The organism is Haloarcula sp. CBA1129 (genome assembly GCF_008729015.1).
Classification (GTDB): Archaea; Halobacteriota; Halobacteria; order Halobacteriales; family Haloarculaceae; genus Haloarcula.
The window spans coordinates 2243498-2265670 of sequence record NZ_RKSM01000001.1 but is presented as its reverse complement, the minus strand read 5'-3'; the positions used below and the strand labels follow the sequence as shown (position 1 = coordinate 2265670).

At 64.4% G+C, this 22173-nt stretch carries 29 protein-coding genes; 11 read left to right on the top strand and 18 right to left on the bottom strand.

Annotation, left to right across the window (positions count from 1 at the left end):
* Nucleotides 1–78 precede the first annotated feature (78 nt).
* From Har1129_RS11400 to Har1129_RS11390, 3 genes are all read left to right on the top strand, one after another.
* Nucleotides 79–384, top strand: coding sequence for a CGCGG family rSAM-modified RiPP protein (locus Har1129_RS11400; protein ID WP_151100758.1), 306 nt, complete (start codon nt 79–81; stop codon nt 382–384).
* On the top strand, nt 385–1458 hold the full coding sequence (locus Har1129_RS11395; protein ID WP_151100757.1) for a radical SAM/SPASM domain-containing protein: 1074 nt from the start codon (nt 385–387) through the stop codon (nt 1456–1458).
* Between the two features lie 65 nt (nt 1459–1523).
* On the top strand, nt 1524–2171 hold the full coding sequence (locus tag Har1129_RS11390) for a helix-turn-helix domain-containing protein (RefSeq protein WP_151100756.1): 648 nt from the start codon (nt 1524–1526) through the stop codon (nt 2169–2171).
* Between the two features lie 18 nt (nt 2172–2189).
* Here the strand turns inward: Har1129_RS11390 and Har1129_RS11385 are convergent, their stop codons facing one another.
* Nucleotides 2190–3350 (bottom strand): hypothetical protein, encoded by a 1161-nt coding sequence (locus Har1129_RS11385; protein ID WP_151100755.1) that lies wholly within the window; start codon nt 3348–3350, stop codon nt 2190–2192.
* Nucleotide 3351: 1 nt separating this feature from the next.
* Nucleotides 3352–3585, bottom strand: coding sequence for a DUF2249 domain-containing protein (locus Har1129_RS11380; RefSeq protein WP_151100754.1), 234 nt, complete (start codon nt 3583–3585; stop codon nt 3352–3354).
* A 437-nt stretch (nt 3586–4022) separates the two neighbouring features.
* Here Har1129_RS11380 and Har1129_RS11375 point away from each other — a divergent pair, with 437 nt between their 5' ends.
* Complete coding sequence (locus Har1129_RS11375) at nt 4023–4352, top strand: SHOCT domain-containing protein (RefSeq protein ID WP_225307803.1); 330 nt, start codon at nt 4023–4025, stop codon at nt 4350–4352.
* Nucleotides 4353–4450: 98 nt separating this feature from the next.
* On the opposite strand, the gene Har1129_RS11370 is transcribed toward Har1129_RS11375, so the two are convergent.
* The 6 genes from Har1129_RS11370 to Har1129_RS11350 all read right to left on the bottom strand — a co-directional run bounded on the left by Har1129_RS11370 (nt 4451) and on the right by Har1129_RS11350 (nt 9033).
* Nucleotides 4451–4747: a hypothetical protein gene (locus Har1129_RS11370; protein ID WP_151100752.1), complete on the bottom strand. Its 297-nt coding sequence runs from the start codon at nt 4745–4747 to the stop codon at nt 4451–4453.
* A 64-nt stretch (nt 4748–4811) separates the two neighbouring features.
* A complete protein-coding gene (locus Har1129_RS11365; protein ID WP_151102138.1) occupies nt 4812–5090 on the bottom strand; it encodes a winged helix-turn-helix domain-containing protein in 279 nt (92 codons plus the stop codon).
* A gap of 207 nt (nt 5091–5297) precedes the next feature.
* On the bottom strand, nt 5298–6419 hold the full coding sequence (locus Har1129_RS11360) for a pyridoxal phosphate-dependent aminotransferase (protein ID WP_151100751.1): 1122 nt from the start codon (nt 6417–6419) through the stop codon (nt 5298–5300).
* A 425-nt stretch (nt 6420–6844) separates the two neighbouring features.
* Nucleotides 6845–8008 (bottom strand): thiolase family protein, encoded by a 1164-nt coding sequence (locus Har1129_RS11355; RefSeq protein ID WP_151100750.1) that lies wholly within the window; start codon nt 8006–8008, stop codon nt 6845–6847.
* A 55-nt stretch (nt 8009–8063) separates the two neighbouring features.
* Complete coding sequence (locus Har1129_RS20600; protein WP_191906160.1) at nt 8064–8219, bottom strand: hypothetical protein; 156 nt, start codon at nt 8217–8219, stop codon at nt 8064–8066.
* Between the two features lie 46 nt (nt 8220–8265).
* Nucleotides 8266–9033, bottom strand: coding sequence for a MarR family transcriptional regulator (locus tag Har1129_RS11350; RefSeq protein ID WP_151100749.1), 768 nt, complete (start codon nt 9031–9033; stop codon nt 8266–8268).
* Nucleotides 9034–9168: 135 nt separating this feature from the next.
* Here Har1129_RS11350 and Har1129_RS11345 point away from each other — a divergent pair, with 135 nt between their 5' ends.
* Complete coding sequence (locus Har1129_RS11345; protein ID WP_151100748.1) at nt 9169–9849, top strand: metallophosphoesterase; 681 nt, start codon at nt 9169–9171, stop codon at nt 9847–9849.
* A gap of 37 nt (nt 9850–9886) precedes the next feature.
* Nucleotides 9887–10042: a hypothetical protein gene (locus Har1129_RS20595; protein WP_191906159.1), complete on the top strand. Its 156-nt coding sequence runs from the start codon at nt 9887–9889 to the stop codon at nt 10040–10042.
* A gap of 36 nt (nt 10043–10078) precedes the next feature.
* Here Har1129_RS20595 and Har1129_RS11340 read toward each other — a convergent pair whose 3' ends face one another.
* Nucleotides 10079–11332 carry an NAD(P)/FAD-dependent oxidoreductase gene (locus Har1129_RS11340; RefSeq protein ID WP_191906158.1) on the bottom strand — a complete coding sequence of 418 codons (1254 nt, stop codon included), beginning with the start codon at nt 11330–11332 and terminating at the stop codon, nt 10079–10081.
* A gap of 83 nt (nt 11333–11415) precedes the next feature.
* Here Har1129_RS11340 and Har1129_RS11335 point away from each other — a divergent pair, with 83 nt between their 5' ends.
* Together Har1129_RS11335 and Har1129_RS11330 are read left to right on the top strand one after the other, a co-directional pair.
* On the top strand, nt 11416–12588 hold the full coding sequence (locus Har1129_RS11335; protein WP_151100746.1) for a pyridoxal-phosphate dependent enzyme: 1173 nt from the start codon (nt 11416–11418) through the stop codon (nt 12586–12588).
* Nucleotides 12589–12689: 101 nt separating this feature from the next.
* On the top strand, nt 12690–13703 hold the full coding sequence (locus Har1129_RS11330; RefSeq protein ID WP_151100745.1) for an alcohol dehydrogenase catalytic domain-containing protein: 1014 nt from the start codon (nt 12690–12692) through the stop codon (nt 13701–13703).
* 129 nt (nt 13704–13832) lie between these two features.
* Here the strand turns inward: Har1129_RS11330 and Har1129_RS11325 are convergent, their stop codons facing one another.
* The 8 genes from Har1129_RS11325 to Har1129_RS11285 form a co-directional block, all read right to left on the bottom strand.
* Complete coding sequence (locus Har1129_RS11325) at nt 13833–14252, bottom strand: universal stress protein (RefSeq protein ID WP_151100744.1); 420 nt, start codon at nt 14250–14252, stop codon at nt 13833–13835.
* A 412-nt stretch (nt 14253–14664) separates the two neighbouring features.
* Nucleotides 14665–15288, bottom strand: coding sequence for a J domain-containing protein (locus tag Har1129_RS11315; protein WP_151100743.1), 624 nt, complete (start codon nt 15286–15288; stop codon nt 14665–14667).
* 57 nt (nt 15289–15345) lie between these two features.
* On the bottom strand, nt 15346–16104 hold the full coding sequence (locus tag Har1129_RS11310; RefSeq protein ID WP_151100742.1) for a proteasome assembly chaperone family protein: 759 nt from the start codon (nt 16102–16104) through the stop codon (nt 15346–15348).
* A gap of 5 nt (nt 16105–16109) precedes the next feature.
* Nucleotides 16110–16292: an RNA-protein complex protein Nop10 gene (locus tag Har1129_RS11305; RefSeq protein WP_151100741.1), complete on the bottom strand. Its 183-nt coding sequence runs from the start codon at nt 16290–16292 to the stop codon at nt 16110–16112.
* Between the two features lie 30 nt (nt 16293–16322).
* Nucleotides 16323–17123 carry a translation initiation factor IF-2 subunit alpha gene (locus tag Har1129_RS11300; RefSeq protein WP_151100740.1) on the bottom strand — a complete coding sequence of 267 codons (801 nt, stop codon included), beginning with the start codon at nt 17121–17123 and terminating at the stop codon, nt 16323–16325.
* Nucleotide 17124: 1 nt separating this feature from the next.
* The gene (locus tag Har1129_RS11295) at nt 17125–17298 is read right to left on the bottom strand and encodes a 30S ribosomal protein S27e (protein WP_151100739.1); all 174 of its coding nucleotides are present in this window, start codon (nt 17296–17298) and stop codon (nt 17125–17127) included.
* 2 nt (nt 17299–17300) lie between these two features.
* Entirely contained in the window at nt 17301–17579 is a 279-nt protein-coding gene (locus tag Har1129_RS11290) for a 50S ribosomal protein L44e (protein WP_004593654.1), read from the bottom strand.
* A gap of 135 nt (nt 17580–17714) precedes the next feature.
* A complete protein-coding gene (locus Har1129_RS11285) occupies nt 17715–17978 on the bottom strand; it encodes a hypothetical protein (protein WP_151100738.1) in 264 nt (87 codons plus the stop codon).
* Between the two features lie 185 nt (nt 17979–18163).
* Here Har1129_RS11285 and Har1129_RS11280 point away from each other — a divergent pair, with 185 nt between their 5' ends.
* Nucleotides 18164–18436 (top strand): HAH_0734 family protein, encoded by a 273-nt coding sequence (locus Har1129_RS11280; protein WP_004593652.1) that lies wholly within the window; start codon nt 18164–18166, stop codon nt 18434–18436.
* Nucleotides 18437–18462: 26 nt separating this feature from the next.
* On the opposite strand, the gene Har1129_RS11275 is transcribed toward Har1129_RS11280, so the two are convergent.
* Nucleotides 18463–20781, bottom strand: coding sequence for a DUF2298 domain-containing protein (locus Har1129_RS11275; RefSeq protein ID WP_151100737.1), 2319 nt, complete (start codon nt 20779–20781; stop codon nt 18463–18465).
* A gap of 117 nt (nt 20782–20898) precedes the next feature.
* Here Har1129_RS11275 and Har1129_RS11270 point away from each other — a divergent pair, with 117 nt between their 5' ends.
* Entirely contained in the window at nt 20899–21666 is a 768-nt protein-coding gene (locus tag Har1129_RS11270; RefSeq protein WP_151100736.1) for a glycosyltransferase, read from the top strand.
* Nucleotides 21663–22148, top strand: a complete 486-nt coding sequence (locus Har1129_RS11265) for a GtrA family protein (protein WP_191906157.1) — start codon at nt 21663–21665, stop codon at nt 22146–22148. The genes Har1129_RS11270 and Har1129_RS11265 overlap by 4 nt, the downstream gene beginning before the upstream one ends.
* Nucleotides 22149–22173: the final 25 nt, after the last annotated feature.

The following is a 22173-nucleotide window of genomic DNA, read 5'->3' as shown; positions in this document are numbered from 1 at the left end:
TCTCTTCCGTTCGTTGAATATAATAACCCGAACATCTTCGGGAGAGGACCGAGGGACACACACCGATAACCGGTACATATGAGCCATTCCCACGAGGACGTGCCGCCGGTTACAACCGAGGTCCACGATAACTCTTGGTCGGCGAACCTAGAGACGCCCGCACACGCTGCGGACCCCGACGTGGTCGTCGAACAGGCTATCGACGCCGTCGAGATGACGACGGCTGGGAACCACGTCAATCTGGTGAGCCACGCCACACATGGCCACCCTGAGACCTACCTGTTCGACGCGCTGGCGGAGGCGTTCGGTGATACGATCACGACTGAGTACGTCCAACAGTGTGGCTGTGGGGGCCACGTCACCCGCGTCCACCGGGAGGCATAGATGCGCGGAAAACTCGACCTCGACCAGCAGCCCCTCGTGCTGATCTGGGAGGTAACTCAGGCCTGCGAACTGGCGTGTAAACACTGTCGGGCCGACGCCCAGCCCCGCCGCCATCCCGACGAGCTATCGACGGCAGAGGGAAAGGCACTGTTGGATCAGGCCCGCGAGTTCGGCGACGGCCAGCTAGTCGTCCTCTCGGGCGGGGACCCGCTCGCTCGCGCGGACCTCCCGGAGCTCGTCGACTACGGGACCGAGCAAGGTCTGCGGATGACGCTGACGCCCAGTGGGACGAACTCGATCACGCAGGACCGACTTGCTGAACTCGACGACGCTGGACTCCGGCGACTGGCACTGTCCATCGACGGCGGCGACAGCGAGTCTCACGATGCTTTCCGGGGTGAGGCCGGGAGCTTTGAGGCGACGATGGAGGCGGCCGAGGCGGCCCGTGACCTCGACATCCCGCTACAGATCAACACAACCGTCTGCGCGGAGACGGTCGAGCAACTGCCGGCGATCCGCGACCTCGTCGCGGAGCTCGACGCGGTGCTGTGGTCGGTGTTCTTCCTCGTCCCGGTCGGTCGCGGGCGAGTCCTGACACCGATTGATCCCGAGCGAGCGGAGCGCGTGCTGTCGTGGCTCCACGAGGTCAGCGAGGAGGCCCCGTTCGGGCTCAAGACGACTGAAGCGCCCCACTACCGGCGCGTCGCGATGCAGAACCAGAACGAGGGTGCCGGCGGGCTCAAACGCCGCATGGGCATCCGCGCGGGCAAGGGCTTTGCCTTCGTGAGCCACACCGGCGAGGTGTACCCTTCCGGGTTCCTGCCGAAATCGGCCGGCAACGTCCGGGAAGATAGCGTCGTGGACATCTATCGGGACTCGACGCTGTTCCAGCAACTGAGAGACGACGACGCGCTGACGGGCAAATGCGGGGCCTGTCGATACCGAACGGTCTGTGGCGGCAGTCGGTCCCGGGCATACGCGACGACGGGGGACCCGCTGGCAGCGGACCCACTGTGTGACTACCAGCCGGATGGGTTCGAAGGGACGGTTCCCGACCAGCACCCAGCAGATTGAGGGGGTTTTTCACTCCGTGGGAACGCGCATCACCCGTTTTGTAATGTGGTGTCACAGTATCTTATATGAGCGACTCCGGCATTCGAGTGGAGCTGTCGGTCGACGCCCCCGGAGCCTGTCCGGTGGCAAGCGTCTCGGACGAGGCGGGTGCCGCTGTGACCGATGTGGCCCGAAGTAGCCCAGATTCAGACGGGCAGGTCATCGAAGAGTTCACTACGACGGGCACTGACGAAGCGGCAATCGAGGCACGGGAAGACATGGACAAAGTGTTCGCGACGGGCAACGGGGCCCGCTATCAGTTCTCCCGGGCGAGAACCGACTGCGTCTGCGAGGCGGTCGAAACGTATGACTGTCCGGTCGCGGACATCCGCGCCGAGAGCGGACAGCTCTACCTGACGTTCCATGCGCCAGATGTTGACCGAGTTCGTGCTATCGTGACGCGGCTGAAAGAGTTGTACGACGGCGTCTCGCTCCGCTCGATGCGCCGAAACGGCGACGTGGACCCGGTGGACTCGATACTGGTCGACCGGAGCAAACTCACCGACCGACAGCAGGAAGTGCTCGAAACGGCCGTCGAGATGGGGTACTTCGAGTACCCGAAAGGGGCCAACGCCGGCGATGTGGCGGCGGAGCTGGACATCTCCGTTTCGACGTTCGCGGAACACCTCGCCGCTGCCCAGACAAAACTGCTCGACACCATCATCGCGGAGTAGGCCTGCAGAGCGTCGCCACTACTGTCTCCGGCGAGCGAACGCCGCCAACAAGAGATACGTATAGAGAAGTGCGCCAAGAACCCCGGCCGCTGTCCCGACTGATCTCATCCAGCCGAACCGGCTGACGAGACCGAGTAGCTGTATGCCGAGTCCGCTACCAAGCAGCCCAATCGACACCAGCGCCGTCCGGTCATCTGCAGAGGGCCAGACACCGACTGCTGGCGGATAAAACTGGAACGCCGCTCCGACGACGGTCAGCCCAAGAAAGCCCGCAAGCATCGTCCGATAGTGGGCAGTGACCAACGCTGGTTCCCGCCCGAGTATAGCGAGCGCCAGTCCGAGTCCGACACCGACGACGCCAGCCGCGGCCGCCACCACCACCGCGTAGAACCCCACGCGGCGGCGCTCCGACCGCAGGAACAGCACCAGATACGACAGTGCGAACCCCACGACTGCGATGGCTTCGACGACGCCGCCGACGAGGAGGAGCGTGCGGTTGAAGAGTCCGAACCCGAGTAGCGCCGGACCGACAGCGCCGGCAGCGATGACGAGGGCGACGACCGGGCGCGGCACCGCCGCGACGAGAAACCGGGGAAACAGCCGGAACCCGGCACCGAAGACGAACAGCACGGCCGTCCCGGCTGCGAGCAAGTGCGACAGTTGCTGGGGCAGAACTGACCCGAAGCCAGCGGTCGTGGCGAGCGCGCCACCGGCGGCGAGTGCGAGGTAGCCGAGTGCTATCGGGACCGCGACGTTAGCGGTTCTATCAACCGGCTTCCGGTGGACGTTCGGACCGCCGGTCCCCGTCGCTGCGCCGGTGATGTTGTCACGAATCGTCCACCCGAGCGTGCCGAGAAAGACCGCGATGCCACCGGCCCAGAGCGTGGTTCCGAGGGACCGGAGCCACAGCGGACCGAGCGGTGCGAGCGCCAGCCCTGTTGTGCCGAGGACGGACAGCGGGAACTGGGTGGCAGGCCCCAGTTCCCACGCGAGGTCCCGGTCGAAGTATGCCGGCACGAGTGCGTAGGCCTTCCCGAACAGGACGTGCAGGACGAATCCGTACAGGCCGAGCGCGACGACGACGCGGCGGGGCGCGGCGACCGCCATTGCGACGTGAAAACCGACAAAAAACAGCGCGCTGACGGTGACGAACCACCGCGAAGCACGCTCGGGTCGCATCTCACTCCGGCCGGATCGTGACGTGCCACTCCTCGTCGGCGACCTGTTCCGTATCGTACTGGTACCCTTTCTTCGAGAGTACGTCGTACAATGGTACCGGCTCGAAACTGTTCACCAGTCGGAGCGCCTCGCTTTCGCTGACAGCGTCGAGCGCGTTCATGATCTGTTCGAACGGTTCCCCCTCGACGTCCCGAACATCGAGTTCTCGCACCGACTCTTGATGGTCTGTACTCATACGTTCGATGACGGTCCCAGCCAGTCAGACATTTCTCCCGAACGTGTTCGCCTATACGGCGGCCGGTATCCCCGGCTGTGTCTCGGCACGCGTGTACAGGGGTCGACTGAGCGTACTGTCTCGTCTCTCATGTAGCACTGGCCACGGGGACCCGATCCAGTTCAAGGCACGTATGGCTGCTCGGACACTACAGGGTGCTGCTCAGAACGTCCATCCCACTTCACCCACCGGCACGGCTTCCCTGTGTCTACCCGCACACGGGCCTCACAGCCATGTTCTCTTCACGTCTGCTGTACAGCCTTCTGTCTCCCAAGAATATTTGACGTTTGGTTGTCAATATCTGGGCAATGTATGGACTGATTCACCGCTACATTCCAGACAGTCCTGATGGTCGAGCCAGTACCGCGATTATTGCTTCGCTCGTTGGTCTCCCATCGATGGTGGTCGGGATTATTGGGCTGGATCCCACAAACGGAAGCGTAACTACAGAGTTCGGCTTCCTGTTTTTCCTGATCGGCGCTGTGACTCTTGCTATCGCTGGGCAGCTAGCATTGAGCGTGGTCCGACAGACGAATGCGGCGTCCGCGGCTAACTCCCGTGACGAAGCGGAACTAGCTGAAACGACTGAAGCTCCGATTGAAACGCTCCGACGACGATATGCGGAAGGTAAACTCAGTGACGAAGAGTTTCAGCGCCGTCTTGACCGACTTCTTGAGGCTGAGGAACTAGCGGAGGCACCGACTGACCGCGAGCGTGTGTTAGAGTGAAGTGCTCGGATCTCGCCGCAGTATGACCGAGACGCAATCGTACTGCGCAGCCGTTTCCGCTGCTCCAGTGAATAACGAACTCGTAATTAGGCCGACCGTTACCGAAGCGTGGTGTAGCTCAGCCCGGCAATCGCGATGAACTGCAGCGTGCGAAGGACCAGTACGGCCTGCTGGACGTGCGGGTCGCCGGCGTAGAAGCTCTGCATCGAGAAGAAGAAGTAGACGGCGATGGCGTTCTCGGCGAGCATCGCGACGGCGAAGGCGATGAGGCCGGCGACGAGTCCCGTCCGGAACGTCGCGTAGTTGCGGACCCAGACGCCAAGCAGCGGGAGCAACAGCAGGACGTTGAGCCCCGCGAGCGCCGCCGCAGCGGTGATGAGCGGTCCCATCGCCATCAGCGCCGTCCCTCCCCTTGGCCGGCCGCGCTCGGTCCGGCGACAGCCACAGCGAGTGTCCCCGTCATTCGTCCATCTTCTCCACGATTTCCTCGAACGTGTCGCGATAGTTATCGAACCGGTCGGTGAGGAAGTAGAGTTTGGCGTACTCCTCGTCACCGGACTCGACCACGTCGTGGTCCTCTAGCTGTTCCATGTGGTGTCTGATCGTCTTGTAACCCACGTCGAGTTCGCTGGCGAGTTCGTTGGCGTTCATCGGTCGGTCCGAGAGAGCGTCGATGATACGCGCCCGGTTTGCGCCGCCGCGCGTCGCCGTCAGCAGATACCAGAGCGCTTTCTCCATCCCACTGTCCTCCCGGGACCTGCGTCTGCCGGTCGTATAGTCCTGTCTCTCCCCGTCGAACAGCGTGCTGGACTCGGATGCATGTACCACGATGGGATACGGGAGGCAAGACAGCCGACGGATAAAGCGTTTCTTCGCACTCTCTTCCGAGACTGTTCCAATTTCGGTGCGACTGTCCGGCGCGATGCCGACTTCGCCCGTGAGCCCTCAGCGAACCGCCGCCGTCGCGTCGGCCATGATGTCGATGGCTTCTTTCAGCGTCTCCATATCCGTCGCGTAGGAGATGCGGGCGTAGCCCGCGCCGTGTTCGCCGAAGGCGTCGCCGGGGACGACCACGACGCCGCGGTCGATGACCTCGTCCACCCAGCCGTCGGGGACCTTCGGCATCGCGTAGAACGCGCCCTTGGGCGTCGGACAGTCAAGCCCCATCTCCTCAAGTCCGTCCAGCAACACGTCCCGTCGCTTCTGGAAGGCCTCGCGCATCTCCGCAACGGGCTCCTGTGGGCCGGTTAGCGCCGCCTCGGCGGCGTACTGGGCCGGAGCCGACGCACAGGCCTGTGCGTACTGGTGGACCCGCAGCATCCGCTCGATGCGGTCGGTCGCGCCGGTGACCCAGCCGAGCCGCCAGCCCGTCATCGAGTACGCCTTCGAGCAGGCGTTGACGACGACGACGTTGCCCGTGTCGCTGAACTCCGCCGGCGAGCGGTGCTCACCCTCGAACACCTGATGCTCGTACACCTCGTCAGAGATACACAGCACGTCGTGCTCGTCGGCGATGCGGGCGAACGCCCGCATGTCCTCGGGGGACTGGACCGCACCGGTCGGGTTCGCCGGCGAGTTCACAACGAAGGCCGCCGTGTCGTCGGTGATGGCTTCCTCGACCGTCTCGGGGGCCATCGTGAGATCCTCACGCAGCGGGACGGGCCGCGGCGTCCCGCCGGCCAGGTGCGTCAGCGCGTCGTAGGAGACGAATCCGGGGTCCGGGAAGATGACTTCCTCCCCCTCATCGACGTGGGCCTCCAGCGCGATGTGTAGCGCCTCGCTCCCGCCCGACGTGGCGATGATGTCCCCCGGGTCGACGTCGAGGTCGTTGTCCCGGGCGTGCTTGGCGGCGATGGCTTCCCGGAGTTCCTCGGTCCCTTTGTTCGATGTGTACGCGTCGACTTTCCCCGCCTGAATTGCCTCGATAGCCGCCTCGCGGGCGTGCTCCGGCGTCGGGAAGTCCGGCTGGCCGAGGCCGAGGTTGATTGCGTCTTCGCCCGCAGCCTCGAACACTTCACGGATACCCGAGATCGAGACCTGCTCTACCCGTCGAGAGAATCCAGTCATATTCTGTGTGGGGGCGGCCGGACCGATAATTCTTCCCGATTTGCGCTGTTTTCCGGTGGGACTGTTCGTGTCGTTGTGACACTGCGTGCCGTCCTCAAAAGCCCCCACTCACTGGCTGTGACTCGCTGCGGTCCTCGTCACTCCCGTCGGTCGTTCTTGTGGTCCTTGCGTCCTCTCGCGCAGCGGGCGGCTCCTTGCAGTCACCACCTGATCCGCGGCAGCCACGCCCTCCCCAGCCGACTGCGTTGCTCGGCTCACGCTGTTCGCCTCCGCGACTCGTCCCTCGCACGGCAGTTTCGCTCGACGGAGCGAGCGAGAGCGCGCGCCGCTGCATTCGTACTCTCCCTCGTAACGGACTACCGGACGACAGACATCGCAATCGCGCCGCCACCGCTGACGCTCACTCGCCTCGGCGCTGGCGGGTTCTATCGGACGACAGACATCGCAATCGCGCCGCCACCGCCGACGCTCATCCCCACAATCCCGCGGTGATGGTCTTCCCGTTCCATGGCGTACAGCATCGTGGTTGTGAGGATGCCGCCGCTGGCCCCGATTGGATGGCCGAGCGCCACCGCGCCGCCGAGCGGGTTGTGCTTCTCAGCAGGGATATCGAGTTCGTCGGCGACGTACACCATCTGTGCAGCGAAGGCTTCGTTGAGTTCGAAGTGGTCCACGTCGTCGACTGCGAGGTCGTTGCGCTCCAGTAGCGTCGCGACGACATCCCGAACCGCGATGGAGAACTCCGACGGGTCGCGGTAGGCGACCGCGTAGTCCTCGACGTGGGCCATCGGTCCCAGTCCCTCGCGCTCGACTGTCTCGGCATCGGCCAGCACCACTGCACCTGCCCCGTCCGAAAGTTTCGAGGCGTTGCCGGCAGTGATCGTGCCGCCGTCGCTAAAAGCCGGTGGAAGCGCCGCCAGCTGGTCCACCGTTGTGTCCGGGTGTGGCCCTTCGTCTTCAGTCACGAGGCTGTCCGCCGTTTCCACGGGGACGAGTTCCTCTGTGAATTTCCCGGACTGGATGGCCTCGCCGGCCCGATGGTTGCTCCGGCGAGCGTACTCGTCTTGGGCCTCGCGACTGATGTCGTGGTCGGCTGCGATTTCCTCCGTCAGCGTGCCCATGTGGGCGTCGTAGTGTTTGTCCCACAGCGAATCCCAGATCATCGCGTCGACGAGTTCGCTGTTGCCGTGCCGGCGGCCGCCACGCATATCGGGCACGAGATACGGCGCGTTCGACATCGACTCCATGCCGCCGGCGAGACAGACCGACGCCCGCCCGGCTTCGATGCGGTCGGCGGCGGTCGTGATCGCCCGCAGTCCCGACCCGGAAGCCTCGTTCAGCGTCGTCGCGGCAACGCCGTCCGGGAGTGGCGACTCGACGACGACCTGTCTAGCCGGCACTTGGCCGACCCCTGCCTGCACCGCGTTTCCGAGTCCAACCCAGTCGACGCTGTCCGCACCGACGCCGGTTCGGTCGAGCAGTCCCTCGACAGCCGCAGTGCCGAGCTCTATGGCGCTTCGATCCGAAAGGCCTCCCAGTAGTTCACCGTGTGCGGTGCGTGCGCCGTCTACCAGAACCACATCCGTCATACGGTTTACATGAGCCCAATCCTACAATACTGTTCGCCCGACGATGGACGGCGTCCTACTCCTCGGTCGCCGTCCGCAATTCATCGATTGCCGTCTCCAGTCGCCGGAGCGTCGCGTCGGCGTCGGTGTATCCTTGTTCGTACTCGCCGTAGGCGTCGTCGGCTTCGCTCAGAAACTCCTCGACAGCGTCGTGAATCTCGTGGTCGCTCATAGCGGCACCGACGGCAGCCGACCGGAAAAGTCCCGCTACTTGCGGCTCACTGCGTCACGTCGTAGTCCACACTCGCGTCGCGGAGGGCGTCGGTCACACGCCCGACGGTGTCCTGTGTCGCGACGACGACGGCATCAAGTCCCCGGGATGCTGCATCGGCGGCCACCTCGCCCGCTGCGAAGTGTGTCGTCGGCTCAATGCCGGCATCGCGGAGGGCAACAACGGACTCGACGCCCGTGGCAGTGACGATGGGGACGTCCGCACAGGCTGTGGCGATGTCGTCGGTGTTCTCGACGGGTCCCGACCGGACCGGCGGGACCTGTATCACGCTAACGTGGCCGGGGTCGAGGTCGATAACCCCCTTGAATCCGGTGACACCGACGACCTCGCCTTCAGCAGCGCTGGTCGTCGTCACACCCGTCGCGTCGCCGCCGCCGGGGTCGGCGTGCAACAGGCCGTTCGACAGCGAGAGCGTCACCGTCTCGCCTTCTGACAGGTCTGCCGTAGCGATGGCGGCGTCTTCCTGCACGCTACCGAGTACGTCGTCAGTGACGTGGTCGGCGAACCGGCGCACGTCGGTGGCGGACTGGAACACCCAGTCGACGCCCTCCTTCGTGACGCGGTAGCGCGACCGGCCTTCCTTCTCGACTAAGCCGTCGTCGACGAGTTCCCGGATGTACTCGCTGACGGCTTGGCTCGTCACGCCGACAGCCTCGGCGATTTCGCCCTGACTCACCGCGGGCTGGCGCTCGGCGATCTCCACGAGGACCCGAAACCGCGTCGCGGCCCGCTTGTTCTCCAGGACGTCGACCATACCAGAGTCACGGGAGTCACAGGTAAAAATACCACCGACACCGTCAGGCCGGGATATTCGACTGCAGGCCGACTCCTCCCCACCGCCGCCACCGTGACCGACAATATAACCGTCACCAGTGCCGACTGAACGGCGATGACAGCCACCTACGACGACCGGGCGCTCCTGCTCGGGGAGACACTCGTCGTCGCGGACCTCCACGTCGGCCGAGGCACCGGTGGGAACCTCGAACTCCCGGTTGGCTCTGGCTCTGATATGGTCCAGCGGTTCCAGTCGCTCGTCGACCGCCACGCCCCCGACGAGGTCGTCATCGCCGGCGATCTGCTCCACTCGTTTCAGACCGTCCCTCGGTCGGTCGAGAGCACCGTTGCGGGGCTCAAAAGCGCCTGTCAGGGGGTCGGTGCCCGTTTGCTCGTGACGCCGGGCAACCACGACACGATGCTCGACAGCGTGTGGGACGGCCCGACCGAGTCGGAGTACCGGATCGGCGAGACGGTCGTCTGCCACGGCCACGAGGCCCCCGAAGCCGACGCCGACCGCTACGTCGTCGGCCACGACCACCCGACCATCTCCATCGAGGGCCAGCGCCGGCCCTGCTATCTCGTCGGGAGCGGCCAGTACCGCGGCAGCGACGTGGTGATGCTTCCGTCGTTCAACAGGCTGAACGCCGGCGTCGAGGTCAACGAGATGCGCGCCGGCGACTTCCAGTCCCCGCTGATCACCGACGCCGACCGACTGGAGCCGGTCGTCTGGGACGAGAGCGGGCGCGAGACCCTGTCGTTCCCGCCGCTGGGTGAGTTCCGCCGCATGCTATAACGGTAAGTATTTGACCCACGACGGTGGACGCTGGAATATGGTTCAGACACAGATCGCGCTGGGTCTCATCGCGATTACGCTCTTCTCGCTGCTGCTGCTGTACTTCGCGACGATAAAGTACGTCTCGGAAGTCCTCGAAGGGGAGGGCCACGACCACGAGGGAAACACGAATAGCGGCGGTCCGGCCGCCTAGACCGTCGCAGAACCGCGTGGCCGTCCGTTTTTACCCTTACTGAAGCAGGTCGGCAGCCACTTTGCCGCTTTCCAGTGCGCCCTGTATCGACGACCAGCGGGTGTAATCCCCGGCCAAGACGGCGTTCCCGTCCGGCGCTGTCGGGTCCGGGAGTGCGTCCGGATACCCCGGCGGTTGGGCGAACTGCGAGAACGGGACCCGGTCGGTTCGAAGCAGTTCCAGCGCGTCGAAACTCGCGTTTGGATACCACGACTGCAGCGCGTTCCGGACCTCGGCGGCCAGATCCGCGTCGTCTTCTTCCGGCGTCCCGAGGAACGTGGCGCTGTATAGCTCCATGCCGGCGGGCGCGTACTCGCTGGCGACGGCCGACAGCGGCGCGACGGTGTTTGGCCGGTCGTCGGCCGCGTTGAGGATGATACGTTTCCCGGTCGTCGGCGCGCGGTTCGTCGGGAGCGCGAAGTACTGGGTGACACAGCCGACGGGCTCGGTCGGTATCGCGTCGATGTCCGTCAACTCCGCCGCAGTCCGGGGGTCCGTGGCGACGACAGCACTCTCGGCCGTCACGGTCTCGCTGCCCACCTCGGCAGTGACCTCGCTGTCGTGGATCTGCAGGTCCGTCACGGCCGCGTCGGTCTCGATGGTCGCGCCCGCCGAGCGTGCGCGGTCGGCGAGCTGTCGGGGCATCGCTTGCATCCCGTCGGCGGGGACGAATATCTCGCCCTCGCTCAGCATCTTGTAGGTGTACGCGAAGATGCTGCTGTCCGTTCCAAGCGAGCGGTCGAGCGTGATGCCACCGTAGAACGGCGCGGCGAAGCGCTCGACAAATTTCTGTGAGAACCCGTAGTCGGCGAGGTACTCCCGGATGGTTCTCCCGCCCCGGGAGAGCAGTTCGACGGGCTCGATACCGGCCAACTCTCGCTGGAGGCGGAACAGCCGGAGTTTGTCGGCCGTGCGCACGTCGGTGTTCAGCAGTGTCTGTGGCGCGGCCGAGGGGTTCCGGAGCGGGTCCGACAGCACCGAACGGTGGTTCGGGCTGGCGATTGTCGCCCCCGGCGTGAACGTCCGCGGCGACAGCTCCTCGATGTCGAGTTCACGCTTTGCCGCGGGGTAGGCGGTGAACATGACCTGAAACCCGCGGTCGAACGTGTAGCCGTCCTCGTGGGTCGTCCGGATGCGGCCACCTACGTCCGAGCGCTGCTCGAAGACGGTCACGTCTCGGCCCGACTCCGCCAGATGACGGGCTGCGACCAACCCGGCGAGTCCCCCACCGGCGACGACGACATCTGTCATGTCTCCCAGTTCGGCCGCCCGGGACAAGAGCGTGCTGAAGCCGGACCGGACCACACTTGGTCGTCCCGTCCACAGGGGAAGACATGGAGACGACTGCGGCGTTTCGCGGCCTCATCTGCACAGCGTGTGGCGCGGAAACCGACAGCACGGCCGACCGTTGCCCAGACTGCGGCGGAGTCCTCGTCGGCGACTACGACGTTCCGGACCTGACGCCCGCGGCGCTGCCCGACGGGACAGGTCCCGACCGGTACGAGCCGCTGCGACCGTTTTCGCGGGCCGAAACGGTATCACTCGGCGAGGGGGCGACGCCGCTGGTCTCTGTCCCGGATCTGGCCGACGAACTCGGTGTCGAATCAGTGTACGTCAAAGACGAAGGGCGAAATCCGACGGCCTCGCTGGGCGACCGCAAGCTCTCGCTTTCAGTCACTGCCGCCGCCCAGCGCGGGGCCGAGCGCGTCGTGACGCCCTCGACGGGCAACGGCGCACAGGCAAACGCCGCCTACGCGGCCCGCGCCGGCATCGAATCGAAGGGCTTCGTCCCATCCCGCTGTCCGTTCCTCAACAAGGCGATGGTGAACGTTCACGGCGGCGATATGCGCGTCGTCGAGGGCCGGTACGACGACGCCGTCTCGGCGTTCGACGAGGAACTGGCCGATGCGTCCGACGGCTGGGTTCCGATCGCGCCCGGTCATCCCTTCCGCATCGAGGGGGCCAAATCCGTCGCGTTCGAGACCGCCGACGACCTCGACTGGACGGCCCCCGACGCGGTGGTCCACCCTACCGGCCACGGCGAGACGGTCGTCGGCCTCGAACGCGGCTTTCAGACAGCAGCCGACAGCGGCCTCACTGACTCGGTGCCACGAATCTACGCCGCACAGCCGGATTCGACCGCTGCCATCGCCGACGCAGCGAGCGCGGGCGACGATGACCCGGCGACCATCGAGCACCCCGACACCATCGTCGGCCCGCTGGAGGTCACCGACCCCGCCGCCGGCGTTGCGGCGCTAGACTCGCTCGACCGCTCGGGCGGGGGCGGTGTCGCCGTCTCGGACAAAGATATTCTTGCCGGTGCTGTCGACGGCTGCGAGATGGGGCCGGAAACCGGTGCGACCGGTGGAACGGCAATCGCCGGCGCGCGGGCACTGGCTGACGACGGTGCCTTTGACGCTGACGACGTGGTCGTCCTCGTGAACCCCGTCGCCGGGAGCAAGGAGGCGGACCTGCTGCGGAGCCACCTCATGAGTCAGGGTATCTGAGAAATCGCTCGCCGACCCGAGAGCGAGAACTGATACTGCCCCTGATCAGACAGTCCATACTTCGCTGTGGTTTATACGGTTCTGGCCCATCCACGAACCTAATGCGCGCCGCAGCGTTCAGCGAACTCACTGGCCCGGACGGCGTCTCGGTTATCAATCAGACCACTCCTGTGCCCGAACGCGGCGAGGCGGTGGTCACCGTTGAAGCGTGTGCAATCAACCGCCATGACCTCTGGGTTCTCGAAGGCGATTCCGCGATGGTCGACACGGACGACCTGCCGTTCGTCAGTGGCCTCGACGTCGCCGGGACCGTCGACGCCGTTGGTGAGGGCGTCACGGCTGTCGAGCCCGGGGACCGTGTGGTCCTCTGCCCGAACGAGACCTGTGGCACCTGTCGCTACTGCCGTGAGGGGCCGGAGAACCTCTGTGAGAACTTCTCGCTGTACCACGGCGGCCTCGCTGAGGCGGCCCGCGTGCAGGCCGACCGGCTCGTCACGCTTCCCGACGGTGTGGATACTGTTGAAGCGGCCGCGCTGCCGACGGCCTACATGACCGCCCTGCATATGCTCCGCAGGGTCGAGGCTGGACCGGGCGATCTGGTGTTTATTCCGGGCGTCACCGGCGGTGTCGGCGTCGCTGGCGTACAACTCGCCGCCGCTCTCGGCGCTCACACCATCGGCACATCGTCCTCTGAGTCGAAACTGAACCGCGTCGAATCGCTCGGCATGGACCACGCTATCCAGAGCACCGACCCGGACGAGATTCGCGAGACTGTCGCCGATATCGGGCCAGTCGACGGCGTGCTCAATCACCTCGGCGGCGAGTACACGCAAGTCGGGCTGGACGCCCTCCGACGCGGTGGCCGGATGGCGGTCTGTGGACGGACGGCCGGCGGCACCTCCGAGATTGACATTCCCGACCTGTTCCTCGGTCACAAACGCGTCATCGGGAGCACGATGGGGACGCAGGTGGACTTACAACGGCTTGTCGGTCTCGTCGCCGACGGCAAACTGACGCCAGAAATCGACCAGACGTACCCGCTTGAAGAGACTGGTGCGGCGTTTGCGGCGATGCAGGACCGCGATAGCGTCGGGAAGCTCGTCGTGACCCCGTAGTCATTCCTGCGGGTCGTGGACGGTGTTGCCCCGGACTGACTCCGGCACGGACCGCGGCAGAGCTGGTCGGTATCCCGTTAGCTGACGGTGCCTGAAGTGCGTCCGTCCATCGGTCTCAGCCGCCACTGCTTATCGGGCGACGATGACCGGAACAGCCGAGTTGCGAAACACTTTCTGGGCAACGTTCCCGACGACCAGTCGGTCGGCCAACGAGCCGCCGTGGGTTCCGATTACGACCGCATCGAAGTCGTCGGCTCTCTCCAAAATCGCCCGAGCCGGATGTCCCAGCTGAACCTCGGTGGTGATTTCGATATCGTACTCGGCGGCGAGCTCTCGAGCGTCATCGAAGACTGCCTCTGCACGCTCGTTCGCGGCCTCTTCGATATCTCCTTCGAGAGCGAGTGCCGTCGCCGCTCCCCCCCACGGTGACGGTCCGCCCACGACGTGCAAGACAGTAATTTCCGCCCCGGGATGGTTTTCAAGCGCATATTCGAGCGCTCGCTGCGCCATCTCCGAGTCGTCCATCGGAACAAGAATTGTAGAGATCATACCGGGACTACGGTCAGGCTGTGGATAAAACGGTGGTTCGCTTGGTTCAGATAAGCGACGCATTACCACCGGCTGCTGGACCCGCTCTCTATCCGATCAACTGTTTCTGACGGCTCCTGTGTCGGTCGATTGGGGGGTACAAGACCGAGTACGCGTCTGTAGCGCACGGCCGTCTCAAATCTACGATGAGACAGTGTGATGAGAATCGAACGTAGCGGTAAATAGCAATCACGCTATCGTCGTGACCCGGACAGTCAACTCGATTCTCGTGCCAACCGACGGCAGTGACGGGGCACGCATAGGAGGCCGGCGAGGTGCTGATATCGCTGCCACGCTTGGTGCCGATCTCCACGTCCCGTCGGCGGTCGACTCTCGAGTGACCAGTGCGCTCGTGAACCGCTGTCTGACTGCTTTACGACGCTTGCTGCCTCGACGCTCCGGACGCGTGCTGTTTCGCAGTCGTATACGCCTCTCGGACGCGCTTGAACTCGTCCTCGTTGCCGCCGTGGTCCGGGTGGACCTCCTTGACGCGCTCGCGGTAGGCCGATTTCACGTCATCCAGTGACGCGCTCTGTGTGAGACCCAGTTCGCTGAACGCCTGCACTGTCGGGTGTGGTTCCTCCTCCGGATCCGGGCCAAGGTCGACTTCGGGCGTCTCGAAGGGTAAACGTGCGCCGAGGTGAACACCGGGCATCTCGTGTTCGACCAGCACCGGGACCGTCGGGGACCGCTCGATACGGTAGTACGCCCGGGCATCGAACGTGATGGCCACGTCGCGCTTCGGGAGGTAGAAGGCGACGTGTTGCCCCTCGACGAAGTGGTTCTCGGCGAACTGCTCGTCGATGGCTGTGAGGTACTCACGGAGTTCGGCCCGGCGGCGCATCTCACCGCCGTCGGTCGCCTGTCGGTTCGGCCGCTCGGCCGGAAACACCCGGTTCGCGAGGACGAACAGCCCGGCGACGACGAGGGTTCCGGCGACACCGAGGACGAGTCCGAGGACCAGCCACTCCGGCGGCATGCCCGGTTGTGTCTGCACGCCCTGCAGTATGGGGTCAGCGATAAAGAAATTCCCGCTCTCAGGCAGTCACCGGTCTCAGCCGATGTACCTGAGGTCCTCGTCGGCGGGCGACGGGGAGTTCTGCTGTTCCATCTCCTGTATCTTCCGGACAACCTCCTCCATCTCGTCGGCGCGGTCCTCCAGCGAACTGTAGTCGACCTCGAACCCGATGACCTCCTGCAGGATTTCGAGGACGGCCTGTGCGCTCTTGGGGTCGACAAGGTAGCCCGACGTTTCGCCCATGAGACAACTGGCCGGCACATCGCGGCGCTTGCTCAGGCCAAGCAGCAGGCCGGAGACACCGACGATACCGCCGGCCGGTTCGTCTTCGCGGAAGGCCACACCGGCGTCTTCCAGCGTCTGCTTGAAGTCCTCGGTCGTTGTCGCACCGAGCACGTCGTACTCCTCGATGAGTTCGCCGGTCGGGACACCGCCGAGGGCGAACACTCGCTGGACACCGAAGTCCTCGGCGATATCGAGGAACGTGTCGGTCAGGCCGTAGTGTCCTTGATTGTTCTGGGCCTGATGATCCCCAGAGAGCACGAGCAGGTCCTGACCTTCGTCGGGGGTGACGGCGTGGAACTCGGCGCAGGCGAGTTGTGCTTGGCCCTCGTCGATGCTGACCTGTGGGGGGAAATGCGTCGAGTAAACACGGCGGACGAGCTCGCTTTCGAGCTCCTCAAGCAGGTGCTCTGCGGCGAGTTTGCCGACGTGGCCGACGCCGGGCAACCCCTCGACCAGTACCGGCTCGTCGAGGTCGGGGTCCGCTACGCGCTCGATGTCGAATTCGTCCATACGGCTTATTCGCGGCTGCGGCGCTTAAGAGAACGTCGATACTCGCCGTAGCTGTCTTCGGGGGAGAACGGCGCGGGTGCGCTGTTGACCGCCTCGGCCCCACACTCCGGACAGGTGTCGTCCAGCGTGTACACCGGTCGGTCGTGTTCGGATTCCCAGACGGTACAGACGTGGATATCTGATTTCATCGGCTGTAAATCACTGGCGCGACAACCGACTTACTCGTCGTCTTCACTACGCTCACGGTGGAACTGCCCCGTGCCACCGTGTTGCTCGACGACTTTCGCCGCGCGGTCCGCGCTCTCTTCGAGCGCGTCCTCGGCGGTCTTGTAGTCCGGCGCTTGTACCTGAATGCGGTACTCGGGCGAGCCGACGTAGGTCACTTCGAGTTCGATCTCGTCGGGAACTTCGCCGTTACCCTCCGCTGCCTGAAGCGCCTCCTTGATGATGTCGACACCGTCGCTTTCGGGACAGGACAGGTCGACGTAGCCGGTGACCTGCACATACGGCACGGAGACGTTGTTCCGGGCCGTCTGGACGATGGCCTCGATCTCCTCCTCGGAGAGGTCGACGTCTTCGAGGGCGTCCATGCCGTGGATCGCCGCCGACTCGAACCCGTCGTACATCGAGCCGAACTCCGCCAGCAGTTCGTTGGCGATAGCGGCGTAGGTCTCGTCGTCCAGATCCTCGCCGAAGGCCAGTTCCATCCAGTTGTCGGCCTTCTGCTCGTTTTTCCACTCCTGAATCTTCTCTTTCCGCTGGTGGTCGTTGACGTCCTTGATCGAGAGGTCGATCTGCTGGGCGTCCTCGTCGACATCCAGCACTTTGGCAACGACTGTCTGCCCTTCGTTGACGTGGTCGCGGACGTTCTTGATCCATCCGCTGGCGACCTCGGAGATGTGACAGAGGCCACGCTTGCCCTCGTACTCGTCTAGGTCGACGAACACGCCGAAGTCCTCGATCTCGTCGATCTTGCCGACGACGAGTTCGCCCGGTTCGGGCCAGCCGCTGTATTTCATCCTATCGGGCCTCGACGACGGCGGTCACTTCGCCTTCGATGTCGGCCTTCCCGCCCGTCGGCTGGGCGATTGTGTGGCCACAGACGGCACACGAGACCTCACTCGCGGCCTTTTCGAAGAGGGTCTGTTCGTTCTCGCAGTCGGGACATTCGACGGTGATGAAGCTTCCTGCCATCGTTACTCCTGGAACTCCAGTCGGCCGGCACGCCATCCTTCGCGGAGGTGGGCCTTCCCACACTCGCCACAGCGGTACTTGAGGTCCGTCTTCTTGGTGGGCTTGTCGCCACCCGGGACCTTCGAGAACTTACCGTCGTTCCCGATACCGGAGTTGCGCTCGCGCTGGCGGTCGATCCACTTCATGCCGGTCTGGCGGCCACTACGGACCTTCTCGACCTCGTGTTCCTGGTGCTCGTTACAGTGCGGACAGTACGTATTGAATCGTCGTGGCATCTGCATAGATATCGGCCTTACCGAGCGATTTGACGTGGCCGCTTAAAACCCGTTTGGTTCGGACCCACCATGTGCCGCACAATCACGTCCCTATCTGGCGACCGCCCCATGTCCTGTTTGCCCCCACTGGTGCAGACCTGACTACTGAAACCGAGCGGACGGTCCGCTGGATTCGATTCGGACCGCACCGAACACGTCCGACTTTGAACCCGCCAGCAGTTCGAGCTTCACCGCTTCGCCAGCAGAGAGCGATTCTAACTTCGTCGCCAGTTCGTCGTCGATGTAGTCCACGATTTCGTAGGTTTCGTCGGCTTCTACGTCCCGAAGCTCCATTCGTCCATCGTCGTCCATCGGATCGACCACGACCGAGGCCCGCTCGCACGACCGCTGCTGTTGTTTCAACATATGTGACTGTCATCGATTCGAATATATAAATCTCCGCTATCAGGATGTTAAGCATCTAAACACTCTCGGTGAGAATATAAGGTTGTTCTAGTTACAGTGGCCCGTCTGTCGTCCGCTGTTGGTTGGTGTGCTGTGTCGCAGTCGCCTTCGAAGTCACTAAGTACGCTGTTGGCAAAGGAACGCGCATGAAGAAGCTCATTATCCACGGCGACCCGGGGCTGCGCAAGGGCGGCCGCATCGAGTACGAGGATGAGGAATACGAGGTGTTCTCAGTCTCACGGCAGGGTGACTGGCACGGTCCGGACCGGCCACAGCTCTGGTGTACCATCGGCTCGGAGGACGAGGAAGAGACGTTCAAACGGCAGGAATACATCCCAATGCATCTGGATACGGACGACATTGAGGCCGAAGCCGTTACTGTCCTCCGCGAGCGCGCGCCGCCGAACGCTGAGTCCTGACTTGCTGGCACGTCGCTGTTTTTGTCTCAGATGTACTCCGAGTGGACCCTGTAGATGGTGACGCCGCCAGCCTCTTTTGCCACGGTCACGCCCTGTAACTGGTCGACAGTCACCTCGTCGTAGCGGGCCCGTTCAGCGGGACCGACGTAGACGTAGCGCACGTCGTACGCTTTGAGAAGACGGCGCTGCTCGGTCGCGTCCCCGGTGTAAATAGTCTCTACGTCGTCGACGCGGCGATCGTACACCGTGTCGTTGCGGTACTGGGCCTCGTGGGTCCAGCCGGCGACGGTCGGCAGTCCGGTCAGACTCGACGGTGCACTCGCACCCTCGCCATCGCCGGCGTCCCACTCGTAGCTTGCGGGTGCGGCGGTGACGATAGTTGGCCGTCCAGTCGCTGTCTCATCGAGCCACCGAATCGCCTCAGCTTCTTCGGGATGGTCGTCGTTGAGATACGCCAGCCCGTCCAACGTTGGGTCGCCCGCAGTCTCGACGTGATTCGAGAGCGCGAACACGCCGTACAGCGACGCCGAACAGACCAGCAGGGCGACGAACGCACGGACACCGATACTGGTCCACGCTCGCGAACGGTCGTCGACCGGCCGCCAGCGGGTGAGCAGCCACGCCAGCACGGGGCCGGCGGCGACCCCCCAGAACACCCACACCTGCATATACGTCTTGAAGACGGTGTTCATCCGGCCGATGTTCTCCCTGACGAAGACGAACTCGACCAGCAGGACCAGCCCTGCCCCCGCCAGAATCAGCACGGCTTCGAAGCCGACAGGCCGGTCGCCGCCGTCAGCGAGTGCTGGGACCGCGTCGACGGTTCGGGCCAGTGTCGGTGAGCGCGCGAACAGCCACGCTCCAATCAACAAGGGGGCGAGCAGACCGACGGCCGCGATATCGAGTGTCGCCGCCAGTGCCGCCGTTCCGACGGCCACGAGGCCAACGATGCGGGCCGTACTCTGCCCGACGGCGTGCCCGGTCTGGGCGTACAGGTACAGCCAGAACGGCCCGACGAACAGGCCGTGGACGGCCAGCAGTTCCAGTAGCGAGGTCCGGTCGGGCAGGACCGCGATCTCGCGCCCGCTCGCCGGGCCGAGCCAGAACGGGAGCGACCAGAGCAGTCCCAGTACGAGAACGACGGCAGCGACGGCCAGTCCCATCCCGATTCGGACACCCTCTTGGCTCGGCCCGTTCAGCCGGAGCCGCTGTCCGACGTGCTTCGGCAGGAGCGTCGTCGGGTCGGCAGGCGCGACGGTGACTGTCAGCAGGGCCAGCCCGCCCATCGACGGGAACGACCACGTGTTGGTGACGGCCACGATGCCGGCAACGGCCGGAAGCGCGCCGAACAGCAGCGCGAGCCGCCGGCGACGTTCGGCGGCCGGCGTCTGGTAGTAGCTGAAACAGAGTGCGGCGGCCAGCAACAGGAAGCCGGTACTCATCATATGGGCGTGCATATCCCCGTTGAGCCAGGCGAACAGCGGGAACTCATCGATAACCAACGCAGCGCCGGGCTCGTACGTGCCGAAATCAGCAGCGCTGTCCTCGATGACGCGGCTCGCGTCCCAGTAGCTGAACGAGTCCGGGCCCGCTGCGAGCCCGTCCAGCTCGTACCCGGCCCGCTCGACGACCGTTTGGCCCAATCCATCGGGCAGGAGCCAGAGGATGAACTTAGCGGGTGTCGATAGGTTACTGGCAAAGCCGATACAGAATACCGTGAGGCCGCCGGCCAGTCGCTGTGGGAGACCGCGCTCGTCCGCGACAGCGCCCGCCAGTCCGTACGCCGCCGTGACCAGCGTCGCGTAAAAGCCGGCCAGCGCGAGATTGTACGCGAACTGTCCCGCAGTCCCCGTTATTCTGGTGAGAATCGCCGCAATGAGGTGGCCGCCGTAGTAGTACGCGACCGGTTCGCCGGCGAACCACATGTCCTCTAGCGGGAGGCTGTCGGCCCGCACGAGTGACTGCAACAATCCGAAATCGAGGAACTTCTCGCCGCCGATCGGGATGATCGCTGGGTCGAGCGCGCGAACGCCGACGAGGAACAGGAACGCGACTGAGAACACGCCAGCTGTCTCGGCGTACGCGCGGGCGGTCGGTCCGCCGTCAAGCCGCCAGACAGCTACCACACTCGTTGCGAGAACGATGACGCCGAGCCAGACACCCACGGCCAGCGAGAAGCGACCGACAAAATAGGTGATCACCCACAATATTGAGACGGCGACCGGGACGCCGAAGGCGACCCCGCGGTCGGCAAAGCGAGGGAACAGCAGTCCTGCGACAGTCCCGCCAGCGTACAGTAACAAGAGGTAGAGGGCGAGCCAAGTGGCGAGGAGCCCGTATTGCATCAGTGAAGGGACCGGTTCGCTGGCCTATACACTTTTTCGTTGCTCGCGGGGTTATCAACTGATCAGGGACCCGAAGCTTCGAACTGTTTTTACTTCCGCCTGTCCGACTACTCGCCAATGTCGCCGACCGTCGGGGTTGTCCTCCCAGCCTACCGTCCCGACATGGACCAGCTTGGGGCCTATATCGCTGCTATCGACGATTCGATAGCGCCACAGACTATTGTCGTAGAGCTCGATTCGCCCCGGGACGGTGTTCCTGCTCAGCTCCGCTCGCTTCCAGTCGAAGTGCACACCGTACCTTACCGTCGCGGGAAGGGCGCAGCAATCACTGCCGGGTTCGAGCGGCTGGAAACCGACGTACTGGCCTTTGTCGACGCTGATGGGTCGACACCGGTCCGCTCGCTCGAACGGATACTGGACCCGGTCACCGACGGCCGGACAGACCTCGCCGTGGGCTCCCGCCGCCACCCGGACGCGACGGTCGCTACCCATCAGACGTTCGCCCGACGGTTCCTCGGCGACGGCTTCGCGTGGCTCGCCGGCCAGTTGCTCGACGCGAAGCTGTATGACTACCAGTGCGGTGCGAAAGCCATCGACGCGGCCGCTTGGAAGCGCATCCGTGACCATCTGTACGAACCCGGGTTCGCGTGGGACGTCGAACTGATAGCCATCACCGCGGCGCTGGACCTGTGTATCGAGGAGGTCCCCATCGAGTGGGAGGACAAACCCGGCTCGACGGTCTCGCCGATACGAACGTCGATAGACCTGCTTGAGGCATTGCTAACCGCTCGCCATCGGTCGAAGCAACTGCGCGATGACCGTTTCCACGCGGCCTTGGCCGAGCATCTCGACGAACCAACTGCCCTTATCGAGAAAGACCGATGATCGACATCGAACAACAGGTTCGTCGGGTCGTTCCGGACCGGTTCGAAGCACTGGTGTCCGGCGTCCGCTTCGGGCAGTTCGTCTCCGTCGGCGTCGTCGGCGCAATCAGCGACAACAGCGTCCTCGCTGTGCTTGGACTGGTATTCGGCGTGAGCGATATGTGGGCTAAAGCCGCCGGCGTCGAGACGGCGATTCTCGTGATGTTTCTGGTCAACGAACACTGGACGTTCGCTGGTCAGGGTGACGTCGGCCGTCGTTCGTTCGCCACGCGGCTCGGGAAATCTCATCTGGTTCGGTCCGGCGGCGTCGCGGTCCAACTGGCCGTGTACTGGCTCCTCACGCAGTGGTTGACGATAGAACTCGTCATCGCTGGAACGGACCTGTGGTTCATCGCTGCGAGTCCGCTCGCGATTGGGGTCGCAATGCTGGTCAACTACGTCGCCGAGAGCGTCTTCACGTGGCAAGTCCACGCGGACGAGTGAGCATGGCGCGTTACTAACTCACGGA

Bases quoted from the DNA above. Each gene is read 5' to 3' on its own strand.
- Har1129_RS11400 (WP_151100758.1), top strand. From the start codon at position 79: ATGAGCCATTCCCACGAGGACGTGCCGCCGGTTACAACCGAGGTCCAC.
- Har1129_RS11395 (WP_151100757.1), top strand. From the start codon at position 385: ATGCGCGGAAAACTCGACCTCGACCAGCAGCCCCTCGTGCTGATCTGG.
- Har1129_RS11390 (WP_151100756.1), top strand. From the start codon at position 1,524: ATGAGCGACTCCGGCATTCGAGTGGAGCTGTCGGTCGACGCCCCCGGA.
- Har1129_RS11385 (WP_151100755.1), bottom strand. From the start codon at position 3,350: ATGCGACCCGAGCGTGCTTCGCGGTGGTTCGTCACCGTCAGCGCGCTG.
- Har1129_RS11380 (WP_151100754.1), bottom strand. From the start codon at position 3,585: ATGAGTACAGACCATCAAGAGTCGGTGCGAGAACTCGATGTTCGGGAC.
- Har1129_RS11375 (WP_225307803.1), top strand. From the start codon at position 4,023: ATGGTGGTCGGGATTATTGGGCTGGATCCCACAAACGGAAGCGTAACT.
- Har1129_RS11370 (WP_151100752.1), bottom strand. From the start codon at position 4,747: ATGGCGATGGGACCGCTCATCACCGCTGCGGCGGCGCTCGCGGGGCTC.
- Har1129_RS11365 (WP_151102138.1), bottom strand. From the start codon at position 5,090: ATGGAGAAAGCGCTCTGGTATCTGCTGACGGCGACGCGCGGCGGCGCA.
- Har1129_RS11360 (WP_151100751.1), bottom strand. From the start codon at position 6,419: ATGACTGGATTCTCTCGACGGGTAGAGCAGGTCTCGATCTCGGGTATC.
- Har1129_RS11355 (WP_151100750.1), bottom strand. From the start codon at position 8,008: ATGACGGATGTGGTTCTGGTAGACGGCGCACGCACCGCACACGGTGAA.
- Har1129_RS20600 (WP_191906160.1), bottom strand. From the start codon at position 8,219: ATGAGCGACCACGAGATTCACGACGCTGTCGAGGAGTTTCTGAGCGAA.
- Har1129_RS11350 (WP_151100749.1), bottom strand. From the start codon at position 9,033: ATGGTCGACGTCCTGGAGAACAAGCGGGCCGCGACGCGGTTTCGGGTC.
- Har1129_RS11345 (WP_151100748.1), top strand. From the start codon at position 9,169: ATGACAGCCACCTACGACGACCGGGCGCTCCTGCTCGGGGAGACACTC.
- Har1129_RS20595 (WP_191906159.1), top strand. From the start codon at position 9,887: ATGGTTCAGACACAGATCGCGCTGGGTCTCATCGCGATTACGCTCTTC.
- Har1129_RS11340 (WP_191906158.1), bottom strand. From the start codon at position 11,332: ATGACAGATGTCGTCGTCGCCGGTGGGGGACTCGCCGGGTTGGTCGCA.
- Har1129_RS11335 (WP_151100746.1), top strand. From the start codon at position 11,416: ATGGAGACGACTGCGGCGTTTCGCGGCCTCATCTGCACAGCGTGTGGC.
- Har1129_RS11330 (WP_151100745.1), top strand. From the start codon at position 12,690: ATGCGCGCCGCAGCGTTCAGCGAACTCACTGGCCCGGACGGCGTCTCG.
- Har1129_RS11325 (WP_151100744.1), bottom strand. From the start codon at position 14,252: ATGATCTCTACAATTCTTGTTCCGATGGACGACTCGGAGATGGCGCAG.
- Har1129_RS11310 (WP_151100742.1), bottom strand. From the start codon at position 16,104: ATGGACGAATTCGACATCGAGCGCGTAGCGGACCCCGACCTCGACGAG.
- Har1129_RS11305 (WP_151100741.1), bottom strand. From the start codon at position 16,292: ATGAAATCAGATATCCACGTCTGTACCGTCTGGGAATCCGAACACGAC.
- Har1129_RS11300 (WP_151100740.1), bottom strand. From the start codon at position 17,123: ATGAAATACAGCGGCTGGCCCGAACCGGGCGAACTCGTCGTCGGCAAG.
- Har1129_RS11295 (WP_151100739.1), bottom strand. From the start codon at position 17,298: ATGGCAGGAAGCTTCATCACCGTCGAATGTCCCGACTGCGAGAACGAA.
- Har1129_RS11290 (WP_004593654.1), bottom strand. From the start codon at position 17,579: ATGCAGATGCCACGACGATTCAATACGTACTGTCCGCACTGTAACGAG.
- Har1129_RS11285 (WP_151100738.1), bottom strand. From the start codon at position 17,978: ATGTTGAAACAACAGCAGCGGTCGTGCGAGCGGGCCTCGGTCGTGGTC.
- Har1129_RS11280 (WP_004593652.1), top strand. From the start codon at position 18,164: ATGAAGAAGCTCATTATCCACGGCGACCCGGGGCTGCGCAAGGGCGGC.
- Har1129_RS11275 (WP_151100737.1), bottom strand. From the start codon at position 20,781: ATGCAATACGGGCTCCTCGCCACTTGGCTCGCCCTCTACCTCTTGTTA.
- Har1129_RS11270 (WP_151100736.1), top strand. From the start codon at position 20,899: ATGTCGCCGACCGTCGGGGTTGTCCTCCCAGCCTACCGTCCCGACATG.
- Har1129_RS11265 (WP_191906157.1), top strand. From the start codon at position 21,663: ATGATCGACATCGAACAACAGGTTCGTCGGGTCGTTCCGGACCGGTTC.